Here is an 11,077-nt window from a genome sequence, read left to right as displayed (position 1 = left end):
ACGACAACGGGAGTCACAATCCCGTGCTCTACCAACTGAGCTACGCCCACCATATCGCGTTACTTGTGCCAAAGCTGCCTAATGGCGCACCCGGCAGGACTCGAACCTGCGACCATCCGCTTAGAAGGCGGATGCTCTATCCAGCTGAGCTACGGGCGCCTTGTTAATCTGCACTCTTAAAGGACTACAAACTAAGTGCTTTCCAGCGTCGCAGAACCTTGATTCCGCTCCACCTTCTTAACCAGTGCTAGGCTGTGCCCGACAAGTGCGACGAATAGTATAGAGGGCTCCAAAGGTCGTCAAATCCTTTTTGAAAAAAATTCATTTAATTAAAGGAGTTAGAGGAATTTGCTGACCAAGCGCCTTTGCCCTCACCGCTCGACATGCGAGAATGCGTTCTCATTTTTTCCCCTCTCGATGGTTAATCACGCGCAATGACTGCACAACTAATCGACGGCAAATCGATCGCCGCCAGCCTGCGCCAGCAGATCGCCCAACGAGTTGCCGAGCGTCGCCAGCAAGGCCTGCGCACCCCCGGCCTCGCGGTGATCCTGGTCGGCAGCGATCCTGCCTCTCAGGTTTATGTCTCGCACAAGCGTAAAGACTGTGAAGAGGTTGGCTTCCTCTCTCAAGCCTACGACCTGCCCTCCGACACCACTCAGGAAGCCCTGACCGATCTGATCGATCGCCTTAATGACGATCCGGCCATCGACGGCGTGCTCCTGCAGTTGCCTCTGCCCGAACACCTCGATGCGTCCAAGCTGCTGGAACGCATCCGCCCGGACAAAGACGTCGACGGCTTCCACCCGTACAACGTCGGTCGCCTGGCCCAGCGCATCCCGCTCCTGCGCCCCTGCACCCCGAAAGGCATCATGACCTTGCTGGAAAGCACTGGTGCTGATCTTTACGGGATGGACGCGGTAGTCGTGGGCGCCTCGAATATCGTCGGTCGCCCGATGGCTATGGAGCTGCTGCTGGCCGGCTGCACCGTCACTGTCACTCACCGCTTCACCAAGGACCTGGCCGGTCACGTCGGTCGTGCCGATCTGGTAGTCGTTGCCGCCGGCAAACCGGGCCTGGTCAAAGGCGAGTGGATCAAGGAAGGCGCGATCGTGATCGACGTCGGCATCAACCGTCAGGAAGACGGCAAACTGGTCGGTGACGTCGTCTACGAAACCGCCCTGCCCCGCGCTGGCTGGATCACTCCGGTACCGGGCGGCGTCGGCCCGATGACCCGCGCCTGCCTGCTGGAAAACACCCTCTACGCGGCAGAAACCCTGCACGTCTGACCGGTTTTTTCCGCCGCATCAGAACCCCGACTCGTGCGGGGTTTTTAATGCCTGAGAAAAAACTTCAACCGTTCGCCGGAAACCGCTCTTTTAACAGGCCTTTTCACGAGATTTTCAGGTCTTACAAACAACCATCGACAGTTCTTCAGCCATACTCCTAAAATGCGCCGGTTTTAAGAAATAACCCGTTACAAACTAACGGTATATCCAACCTTTTAGAGTTCGCCCGCGTGAAAATTCGTCTCTCGATTCTGAGCCTGTTGTTTGCTGTTACAGGCACATTCATCACGCCAACGATCAACGCTGCGGAAACCACCGCTGTCCCACGTGACGCTTCGACTTTGAAGATCGCGTCCGGCAGCGCCCTGCTTATGGATATGCAGACCAATAAAGTCATCTATTCCAGCAACCCTGACGTGATCGTGCCGATCGCTTCCGTCAGCAAGTTGATGACGGGCCTGGTCGTGGTAGAAGCTCGACAGAACATGGACGAATGGATCGATGTCGACATCAGGAACACTCCGGAAATGAAGGGCGTGTTCTCCCGGGTCAAACTCAAGAGTGAGCTGCCGCGCCGCGAGATGCTGCTGATCGCCTTGATGTCCTCGGAAAACCGCGCTGCCGCCAGCCTCGCCCATCACTATCCGGGCGGCTACGCTGCTTTTATCGCGGCAATGAACGCCAAGGCCAAGGCGCTGGGCATGACCAGCACGCACTTTGTCGAGCCGACCGGCTTGTCGGAGCGCAACGTTTCCACCGCCCGCGACCTGAGCAAACTGCTGGTGGCTGCGCACAAGCAACCGCTTCTGGTGCAACTGACCACCACCAAGGAAAAAACCGTGGCGTTCCGCAAGCCCAACTACACCCTGGGCTTCCGCAATACCGACCACTTGGTCAATAAGGCCGATTGGGACATCAAGATCACCAAGACCGGCTTCACCAACCCGGCCGGCCATTGCCTGGTGCTGGTGACGAAGATGGGCAACCGTCCGGTCGCCCTGGTGATTCTCGATGCGTTTGGCAAATACACGCATTTTGCCGATGCCAGCCGCATCCGCAGCTGGGTGGAAACCGGGCGCAGCGCCAGTGTTCCTGCGGTGGCACAGCAATACAAAGCCGACAAGAACCTCAAGAGCCGTCAGAGCGGCGTGGTTGAGGCGGCCAAGTAAATCCAGCGTTCATGAAAAAGCCCCGAATCTTCGGGGCTTTTTTTCGTCTGCGCATCAGTCGTTGGGCAGCGGCATCTTGTCGTCATCGGGGATGCCATCGCCCGAGCTCGGCTCTGGCGAAACCTCCGGCGTCAGCACATTGGGCCGGGCCAGCGGGTCACGCATCGGGCTGTCCGGGTCCAGCACCGGATCAACCTCAGGCTCCGGCGTGGTCGGCACGCTGTCAGGTTTGTGGTCATCGAAGCTTGAATCGGTACTCATACGCACCTCACATCAAGGTTTCAGATCGGCTAACGGATCATAGGGCTTGGCCGGTTTCTTCGGATCTTCACCGGGCTCGACATCCAGCGGCGCTTTAGCCGGACCGACCGGATCGACTTGCGGATCGTCAAGGTCCGGCGAATCCGGATCGAATCCCAGATCATCACCCGAGGAATGTTCGGACGAGTGCGGGCCTTTCGGGTTTGGGGAATCTGCCATGTTGCCTCCTTGATTCACCCGCGAAGCACGGGCATTAATCTTCAGAGGCTGGCCGGGCGCAGTCGTGCCCGGCAGATGACGAACGGAGGTTTATTGCGCTGCCAGAGCCTTTCGCGCCTGCGCCGCAGCGTTTTCTTCACCGGCCTGGGCCAGTTCATCGGCGGCTTTCAGCCAACGGGAGCGGTCGACGGCTGCCGGGATCTGCGACGGTTTCTGAATCAGGATCGCCCAGCCACCGGCCTTTTCGAGCGCTGCTTGAAAGCTGGCGAAATCCATCAACTGCCGACGGTTCATGCCGGCGCGCAGCAGGACCTTCTGTTTATTGCGATCGTAGCCGGACAGGATCGCGTAACGCGGCTCGGCCCAGAATGCCGAACCTTCACTGAAACGCACCATGACCGGGTAGCCCGCTGCGACCTGGGTCAGCAAGGCCGGCAGCTTGCTGTCGAGCGGATAAACCACCAGACCGTACTCGCGGGCGAGGTTCTGCATGTTCTGCTGCAGCTTGTCCTCAGCGCCCGGCAAGTGCAGCGGTTTTTCCAGAAGGCCTGGGGTGATGACGATGCCTTGTTGCGACAGCAGACTGGCGAGTACCTGCGGCCCACTCTGGTTGGCTTCGCCACGATAGAAGGTGCCACTGAGCTCAACCCGCTCCGGCAAGCGCTTGACTTCCGGGGCCACGTTGCCCGCGCATCCGCTCAGCACCACCGCGCAAACGCCGGCAAGCAACGCTCCGCGCACTCGAGAAAATACCTGCACCATCAATCACTCTCTTCCAGACGCCGGTCATCGTGTTCCGGCAACGCCAGCGATCATAGAGCCGCACCCGCCTGCGGTATAGCCTTAAACCGCAGACTCTGCGATTGCATAGAGCAAACTGATTGGTGACTAACGACCTTTGGTCAATAGCTTGAAACACCCCATTGACTAGACTGTCACTGAAATAGAGCGAATTGCGAAAAGCGGGCGCCCGATGCAGGGCGAAGAGGAGGCACCAATGAGCCTGACCATGACCATCGTGATGTTGATAGCCGGCTGGCTGGCCGTGGCGACTGCCATGTTGTGGGGCGTGCTGCGGATTTCGCGACGCCATCATCATCCGGTGCAGACGATGCCGGTTGAGAAGACAGAGAAGCACCCAGTGCGGCACATTGCTGCGCATTGAAGACCAACAAGGTCTTCCCCTCATGCGAGCGCTCAGCAGCACCAAGCTCTCGACAACTCAGCAAAAGGTGAATAAAAAAACCGCCTGAGCTCAACCAGCCCAGGCGGTTTTTTGTGTTCTCAGCAATTACGCCTGCTGAGCAACCTTCTTCTGCTTCGCCCGGCGCGACAGCATGTTCAACACCTCAATGCCCGCCGAGAACGCCATGGCCGCGTACACATAGCCTTTCGGTACGTGGGCGCCGAAGCCTTCGGCGATCAGCGTCATGCCGATCATGATCAGGAAGCCCAGCGCCAGCATGACCACCGTCGGGTTATCGTTGATGAACTTGGCCAGCGGATCAGCCGCGAGCAGCATCACCAGCACCGACACCACCACCGCGATGATCATGATCGGCAAGTGTTCGGTCATGCCGACAGCGGTAATGATGCTGTCGATCGAGAACACCATGTCGAGCATCAGGATCTGACCGATAGCTGCGGCAAAACCAAGCGTTACGGTCGAAGTCGCTGTTTTCGGGTCTTCCGGCGACGGGTCCATGCTGTGATGGATCTCGGTCGTGGCTTTCCACACCAGGAACAGGCCACCGGCGATCAGGATCATGTCCTTCCAGGAGAACGCCTGGCCAAGGATTTCGATCACAGGCTCGGTCAACTGCACGATGAATGCGATGGTGCTCAACAACGCCAGACGCAGAATCAGGGCCATGCCGATACCGATACGGCGCGCCTTCTGCCGATGCTGTTCGGGCAGCTTGTTGGTCAGGATCGAAATAAAGATCAGGTTATCGATGCCAAGCACGATTTCCATTACCACCAGTGTGGCCAAAGCAACCCAAGCGGTGGGGCTGGCGGCGAGTTCTAACAGATATTCCATGGGTCAGTCCTGACTCTGTGTAAGACGGTTTAGATGGTCTTGGAGGAAGATTCGGATTCTTCCGCTTGTTTTTCCGGTGTTTCTTTTTTCTCGATCAAACCACCGGTGGCATCACTGAGCGCTTGCTCAGCGGCTTTATGGGTGTCGTCAATCGCTTGCTTGGCAGTTTCAGCCGCCGCGCCCATCAGTTGCTGGGCGCTTTTTTCCGCCTGATCACAACCGGCCAGAACCAGTAAAGACGCAAACATCACTGCGGGAAATGTGTATTTCATAAGGTTTCCTTCGAATGAACAGACAGGCGCACACACCGGCCGTCGATGGCTGGGCATTCTAGGGAGATGAACACTTCAGGAAAATTCGTATTTTTAGCGGCTATACTTCGGTTTTCACGAAGTGGCGACCGATATGCTCAATTACCGACAACTGCATTACTTCTGGGTTGTAGCCAAAACCGGCAGCATCGTCCGCGCCTGCGAGCAGCTGAACCTGACGCCACAGACCATCAGCGGACAGATCTCACTGCTTGAACAAACCTATGGCGTGGACTTGTTTCGCCGGGTTGGCCGCCAGTTGGAGCTCACCGAAGCCGGGCGCCAGGCCCTGCCCTACGCTGAGCAGATGTTTCAGTTGGGCGGCGAGCTGGAGCTGATGCTGCGTGCGCAGCCCAACGAGCAGCAGATCCTCTTTCGCGTCGGCGTGGCCGACGTGGTGCCCAAATCCATTGTTTATCGCCTGATCGCGCCGACCATGGAATTGAGCGAGCCGCTGCGCATCACCTGCCGCGAGGACAAACTCGAGCGCCTGCTCGCCGATCTGGCCATTCAGCGTCTGGATCTGGTTATTTCCGACAGCCCGATGCCTTCGCATCTGGACATCAAAGGCTACAGCCAGAAGCTCGGTGAATGCGGGATCAGTTTTTTCGCCACCGCCGAACTCGCCGCGCAGTATGGCCAGGATTTCCCGCGCAGCCTGCACGGCGCACCGCTGCTGATTCCCGGCGCGGAAACCGTGGTGCGCAGCCGTTTGCAGCGCTGGTTCGCCGAACAGCAGATCCAGCCGCAGATTGTCGGCGAGTTCGATGACAGTGCTTTGATGCAGGCCTTCGGCCAATCCGGCAGCGGGATCTTTATCGGCCCGAGCGTGATTGCCGAGGAAGTGAAGCGCCAGTACGGCGTCGAGTTGATCGGCCAGACCGACGCGGTGAGCGAGTCGTTCTATGCCATTTCGGTGGAGCGCAAGGTCAAGCACCCTGGCATCGTAGCGATTACCGAGGGTGCCCGACGCGAGCTGTTTACCGGGTTATGAAGCGCAGACTTCCCGTGGTTTGAGCGTCATCAGCACCATGGCGAGGAACACCGAAAGCAAAATGAAGCCGGCAGCGGCAAAGCCGAGAAAGCCAAGACCGGCGCTGTCGATCACCCGGCCGCCGACCATCGCGCCCAGGCCGATGCCGAGATTGGCCCCGGCGATGTTCAGCGACGCGGCGAAGGCCGGCGCTTCCGGCGCGGCTTTCATCAGGCGCACATGGCTGACCAGGAACAGCGCCGCCTGAGTCACGCCCCAGATGCCCATCGCCACCGCCAGACCCACTGGCGAATGAATGTTCGGCACCAGCGAAACCATGCCGGCGATCATGAACGCACAGAACAACACCGACGCCCCCAGCGGATGCCGATCCACCGCTCGCCCACCGAGCGAGTTGCCGATCAGCCCGACTGCGCCAAACGCCATCAGGCACCAACCGACCACGGTGCCGTTGAAACCGGCAAGTCGTTCGAGGATGTCAGCAAGGTAGGTGTAAGCGGTGAACATGCCGCTGAACACCAGAATCGACAACAAGATATGGCCGAGCATCAGCGGGCTGCGCAGGATCTTGAACTGCGAACGGAAGCTGACCTGATGCTGGTGCAGACTGGTTTTCGGCAGGTAGACAAACAGCAGCAAGGCTTTGGCAAACGCGATCAACGCCAGTATGCCGAAGGCGCTGCGCCAGCCGAACGCGTCGGAAATCAGCGTGCCGACCGGAATGCCGAACACAGTGGCGCAGACGATGCCGAAGCCGATCTTGGCGATGGCGCGGCCGGCGAAATCCGGGCCGACGATGTCGACGGCGGTTTCACTGGCCAATGCCCAGAACACTGGCAAACCCAACGCCGGAATCAACCGTGCGATGGCCATCACCCAGATATTCGGCGCCAACGCTGCAACGGTATTGGCCAGACCGAACATGATCAGAATGCTGATGAACAGTTTGCGCCGTTCGAAACGGGCGAAATACGCGGTCAGGAACGGGCCGAACAGCGCCACGGTAAAGGCGAACAAGGTCACCAGCAGCCCGGCTTGCGGGATGCTGACTTCGAGGTCTCGGGCAATCGCCGGCAACAGGCCGACAATGACGAATTCCGTGGTCAGCACCGTGAACCCGGCGGCGGACAACAGAAGAATAGGCAACAGCATGCGCAACTCCAGCAAAACGACGACACCAGCGATGACCCGGAGGCCCGCTGGCAGAACTTGAAAATGAGGATGGCGAAGCTTAACAGACTGCGTCCGCACTGAGTTGCCCAAAACTGCCGATCTGCCGGGCCGATCCGGTGGCAGATCGTCACAGGTCTGAAGGTTCACGCCTACGCTGTGATAAAGTCCGCGCCCTGAAAATCGTACAGCTGTTCAACGTGCCGTTTGGCGGCGTTGATGTCACTTCGACAGGCGTTTCGTGACTGCCCACGACGCTTCGCACCCTATAAAAAACAGAGATGCCGCTATGACCGCTTCATCCCCTTCGTTACTGCAACGCCTGAAACGCCTGAGTCTGGTGACCCAGATAGTCATTGGTCTGATCGCCGGCATTGCCCTGGCCCTGATTGCACCGGAGCTGGCGAAGTCCACCGCGTTCATCGGCAAGGTGTTTGTCTCGGCGTTGAAAGCCGTGGCGCCGATTCTGGTGTTCGTGCTGGTGATGGCCTCGATCGCCAACCACAAGCACGGTCAGGAAACCCACATCCGCCCGATCCTGTTCCTCTACCTGCTGGGTACATTCAGCGCTGCGGTGGTGGCCGTGGTCGCCAGCATGGCGTTCCCGTCGAATCTGGTGTTATCGACCGAGAACGTTGCCGTGACTGCGCCCGGCGGCATCGGCGAAGTCCTGCAAAGCCTGTTGCTGAGCGTCGTCGACAACCCGGTCAGCGCGCTGATGAATGCCAACTTCATCGGCATTCTGGCCTGGGCGATCGGCATGGGCATTGCCATCCGCCACGCTGGCGACACCACTCGCGAAGTGCTCGGTGACTTGTCCAACGGCGTCACCGTGATCGTCCGTGTGGTCATTCGCTTCGCGCCGCTGGGCATCTTCGGCCTGGTCGCGTCGACATTGGCCACCTCCGGTTTCGGCGCGCTGCTCGGCTACGCGCACCTGCTGGCGGTGCTGCTGGGCTGCATGCTGTTCGTCGCGCTGGTGATGAACCCGCTGATCGTGTTCTGGAAGCTGCGCCGCAATCCGTACCCGTTGACCCTGATGTGCCTGCGCGAAAGCGGCATCACCGCGTTCTTCACCCGCAGCTCGGCGGCGAACATTCCGGTCAACCTGGAATTGAGCAAGCGCCTGGGCCTGCACGAAGACACCTACTCGGTATCGATCCCGCTCGGCGCGACCATCAACATGGCCGGTGCGGCGATCACCATTACCGTGCTGACCCTGGCGGCGGTGCACACCTTGGGCATCGCTGTGGACATTCCGACCGCGATCCTGCTCAGCGTCGTCGCCGCGATTTGCGCCTGTGGTGCTTCGGGTGTGGCCGGTGGTTCGCTGCTGCTGATTCCGCTGGCGTGCAGCCTGTTCGGCATCCCGAGCGAGATCGCCATGCAGGTCGTGGCGGTGGGCTTCATTATTGGCGTGCTGCAGGATTCGGCGGAGACCGCGCTGAACTCGTCGACTGACGTGCTGTTTACAGCGGCAGCTTGCCTGGGCGAGGAAGAGAAGGCTCAGCGTACGGCGTAACCGCCTTACCTTGTGGGAGCGAGCCTGCTCGCGAAAGGGGCGAGACATTCAGCATTAATAGCGCCTGATACGCCGCATTCGCGAGCAGGCTCGCTCCCACAGAAAAACAAAAGCCCGCCAAGGCGCGAATCTTGGCGGGCTTTTTCGTATCCGGGTGTTTAGAACGCGCCCATGTAATCGCGCTTGCCCACTTCAACACCGTTATGACGCAGCAGCGCGTAGGTGGTGGTGACGTGGAAGAAGAACTGCGGCAGGCCGTAAGTCAGCAGATACGCCTGACCACTGAAGCGCTTCTCTTTCGGCGTACCCGGACGGGTCACGATTTCGATGCCTTCCTTGCCATCGATCTGCTCTGGCTTGATCTCGCCAATGAAGGCCAGAACCTTGGCGATCAGCGCTTGCAGTTCGGCGAAGGTGGTTTCAGTGTCGTCGTACTTCGGCAGTTCGACTTCGGCCAGACGCGCCGACACGCCTTTGGCGAAATCCACGGCGATCTGCACCTGACGCACCAGCGGGAACATGTCCGGGTTCAGACGCGCTTGCAGGAAGACGCTCTGGTCGATGTTTTTCGCGCTGGCGTGGGCTTCGGCCTTTTTCAGCACATCGCTCAGGGCGTTGAGCATTTGTTGAAAAACCGGGACGGATGCGGCGTACAGTGAAATGGTCATGGCAATCTCATGTGATGGCTGGGTAATACGTGGTGGCGATTATAGCCATGCTTGATGAGCACACGGCTTGCCTTTTGTTTGGCAAGGATTAGGCTAGGCGGCTTCGACTGCAGAGGGAACGCGCGATGAGCAACGAACAAGAATCCACCTCCGAACAGCCTCGGCTCAATGCCACGGAAATCCGCATTCTCGGTGCGCTGATCGAAAAACAGGCCACCAGCCCGGAAACCTATCCGCTGACCCTCAACGCGCTGGTGCTGGCCTGCAATCAGAAAACCAGTCGCGAGCCGGTGATGAACCTCAATCAGGGCCAGGTCGGGCAGAGCCTGCGGGCACTGGAAGGTCGTGGTTTCACCCGGCTGGTCATGGGCAGCCGTGCCGACCGCTGGGAGCACAAGGTCGACAAGGCGCTGGAACTGGTGCCGGCACAGGTGATTCTGACGGGTTTGATGTTTCTGCGCGGTCCGCAGACCGTCAACGAACTGCTGACCCGCAGCGGACGCATGCACGAGTTCGAGGACGCCGAGCAGGTCGTGCATCAGCTTGAACGCCTGATCGCACGCGGCCTGGCGGTGTTGATTCCGCGTCAGGCCGGGCAGCGTGAGGATCGCTACACCCATGCCTTGGGCGATCCGGCAGATATCGAAGCGATCCTGGCGGCGCGGCAGAATCCTGGGGAGCGCTCGAGCGCTGGCGTTTCCCTGGAGCGTATCGAGGAACTGGAAGCGCGGATCGCAGCGCTGGAAGAACGCCTGGCCCGCCTCGAATAACCACCGCAAAGCCATTGTGGGAGCGAGCCTGCTCGCGAAAGCGTAGTGTCAGTCACCACGATCTCGGATGACCCGCCGCCTTCGCGAGCAGGCTCGCTCCCACAGGATCTGCGCGATATTCAGCTGCCCGCTTCATTCCCCATCCCAATAATCCACCCCATCCACCTGCCGCGCGACAGCGACAAAACCCGAGGCATTGCCGTCGGCATCCACCGCGAAATTATCCATCACCGCATACTTGTTCGAGTCCGGATACTCGCAGATCTCCGGCTGCTGCTGAGTGCTCACCGCCAGATAACGCAGTTCGCCCGCGCTGGTATTGATGATCTGATGTGCCTTCTCGGGTCCGCCCGGTGGGCAGGCGATCACATCACCGGCGCGGATCGGAAAACGCTCGCCTCCCAACCGCACCTCGCCCTCCCCGGCCACCACGTAGAACATCTCCTCATTGACCCGATGGCTGTGGAACGGACTGCCGCGCATGCCCGCTGGCAGCGCATACAGGCGATAACCGAGTTTCTGCGCACCCAGTTGCTGACCGATCCGCGCGATACGCTGCTGATAACGCCCGGCGGTTTCGCCTTCAGGGGCCAGGGCTTCGGGAAGGGCTTCGAGTTCGACCTCGTTCAGGTTGAGGATGGGCGGATGCATGGGCGGCCTCGG

At 59.6% G+C, this 11,077-nt stretch carries 14 protein-coding genes and 1 tRNA gene; 6 read left to right on the top strand and 9 right to left on the bottom strand.

Translation table 11 applies throughout. The features are described 5' to 3' along the window. Nucleotides 1–82: 82 nt before the first annotated feature. Nucleotides 83–159 (bottom strand) — tRNA-Arg (locus D8U71_RS27670). 275 nt (nucleotides 160–434) lie between these two features. Between D8U71_RS27670 and folD the strand changes: the two genes are divergently transcribed. After that, a complete protein-coding gene (folD, locus tag D8U71_RS27665; protein WP_110600737.1) occupies nucleotides 435–1,289 on the top strand; it encodes a bifunctional methylenetetrahydrofolate dehydrogenase/methenyltetrahydrofolate cyclohydrolase FolD in 855 nt (284 codons plus the stop codon). Between the two features lie 230 nt (nucleotides 1,290–1,519). Further along, nucleotides 1,520–2,458, top strand: coding sequence for a D-alanyl-D-alanine endopeptidase (gene pbpG / locus D8U71_RS27660; RefSeq protein WP_016775339.1), 939 nt, complete (start codon nucleotides 1,520–1,522; stop codon nucleotides 2,456–2,458). 54 nt (nucleotides 2,459–2,512) lie between these two features. Here pbpG and D8U71_RS27655 read toward each other — a convergent pair whose 3' ends face one another. The 3 genes from D8U71_RS27655 to D8U71_RS27645 form a co-directional block, all read right to left on the bottom strand. Further along, a complete protein-coding gene (locus tag D8U71_RS27655; RefSeq protein WP_016775340.1) occupies nucleotides 2,513–2,719 on the bottom strand; it encodes a hypothetical protein in 207 nt (68 codons plus the stop codon). 12 nt (nucleotides 2,720–2,731) lie between these two features. Further along, a complete protein-coding gene (locus D8U71_RS27650) occupies nucleotides 2,732–2,938 on the bottom strand; it encodes a DUF6021 family protein (RefSeq protein ID WP_024013462.1) in 207 nt (68 codons plus the stop codon). A 90-nt stretch (nucleotides 2,939–3,028) separates the two neighbouring features. Next, nucleotides 3,029–3,700 (bottom strand): peptidase C39 family protein, encoded by a 672-nt coding sequence (locus D8U71_RS27645; RefSeq protein WP_024013463.1) that lies wholly within the window; start codon nucleotides 3,698–3,700, stop codon nucleotides 3,029–3,031. Nucleotides 3,701–3,935: 235 nt separating this feature from the next. On the opposite strand from D8U71_RS27645, the gene D8U71_RS28445 reads away from it, so the two are divergent. Beyond that, nucleotides 3,936–4,103, top strand: a complete 168-nt coding sequence (locus D8U71_RS28445; protein ID WP_024013464.1) for a hypothetical protein — start codon at nucleotides 3,936–3,938, stop codon at nucleotides 4,101–4,103. A 126-nt stretch (nucleotides 4,104–4,229) separates the two neighbouring features. Here D8U71_RS28445 and D8U71_RS27640 read toward each other — a convergent pair whose 3' ends face one another. Further along, nucleotides 4,230–4,979 carry a TerC family protein gene (locus D8U71_RS27640; RefSeq protein WP_016775343.1) on the bottom strand — a complete coding sequence of 250 codons (750 nt, stop codon included), beginning with the start codon at nucleotides 4,977–4,979 and terminating at the stop codon, nucleotides 4,230–4,232. Between the two features lie 29 nt (nucleotides 4,980–5,008). Continuing rightward, nucleotides 5,009–5,251 carry a hypothetical protein gene (locus tag D8U71_RS27635; RefSeq protein WP_024013465.1) on the bottom strand — a complete coding sequence of 81 codons (243 nt, stop codon included), beginning with the start codon at nucleotides 5,249–5,251 and terminating at the stop codon, nucleotides 5,009–5,011. Nucleotides 5,252–5,384: 133 nt separating this feature from the next. Here D8U71_RS27635 and nhaR point away from each other — a divergent pair, with 133 nt between their 5' ends. After that, the gene (gene nhaR / locus D8U71_RS27630) at nucleotides 5,385–6,284 is read left to right on the top strand and encodes a transcriptional activator NhaR (protein ID WP_130889170.1); all 900 of its coding nucleotides are present in this window, start codon (nucleotides 5,385–5,387) and stop codon (nucleotides 6,282–6,284) included. On the opposite strand, the gene D8U71_RS27625 is transcribed toward nhaR, so the two are convergent. After that, nucleotides 6,279–7,436 (bottom strand): MFS transporter, encoded by a 1,158-nt coding sequence (locus D8U71_RS27625; RefSeq protein WP_024013467.1) that lies wholly within the window; start codon nucleotides 7,434–7,436, stop codon nucleotides 6,279–6,281. The genes nhaR and D8U71_RS27625 overlap by 6 nt on opposite strands. 307 nt (nucleotides 7,437–7,743) lie before the next feature. On the opposite strand from D8U71_RS27625, the gene sstT reads away from it, so the two are divergent. Further along, the gene (gene sstT / locus D8U71_RS27620) at nucleotides 7,744–8,976 is read left to right on the top strand and encodes a serine/threonine transporter SstT (RefSeq protein ID WP_110600731.1); all 1,233 of its coding nucleotides are present in this window, start codon (nucleotides 7,744–7,746) and stop codon (nucleotides 8,974–8,976) included. Between the two features lie 158 nt (nucleotides 8,977–9,134). Here sstT and D8U71_RS27615 read toward each other — a convergent pair whose 3' ends face one another. After that, nucleotides 9,135–9,644 (bottom strand): DUF1993 domain-containing protein, encoded by a 510-nt coding sequence (locus tag D8U71_RS27615; RefSeq protein WP_130889169.1) that lies wholly within the window; start codon nucleotides 9,642–9,644, stop codon nucleotides 9,135–9,137. Between the two features lie 125 nt (nucleotides 9,645–9,769). Here D8U71_RS27615 and D8U71_RS27610 point away from each other — a divergent pair, with 125 nt between their 5' ends. Continuing rightward, on the top strand, nucleotides 9,770–10,414 hold the full coding sequence (locus D8U71_RS27610) for a DUF480 domain-containing protein (protein WP_041477166.1): 645 nt from the start codon (nucleotides 9,770–9,772) through the stop codon (nucleotides 10,412–10,414). A gap of 132 nt (nucleotides 10,415–10,546) precedes the next feature. Here the strand turns inward: D8U71_RS27610 and D8U71_RS27605 are convergent, their stop codons facing one another. Next, a complete protein-coding gene (locus tag D8U71_RS27605; RefSeq protein WP_130889168.1) occupies nucleotides 10,547–11,065 on the bottom strand; it encodes a cupin domain-containing protein in 519 nt (172 codons plus the stop codon). Nucleotides 11,066–11,077: the final 12 nt, after the last annotated feature.

The sequence above is a fragment of the Pseudomonas sp. Sample_21 genome, from assembly GCF_004307525.1.
GTDB lineage: Bacteria > Pseudomonadota > Gammaproteobacteria > Pseudomonadales > Pseudomonadaceae > Aquipseudomonas > Aquipseudomonas atacamensis.
Note: the sequence above shows the minus strand (reverse complement) of the source record. Positions and strands in the feature narration are given on the sequence as shown.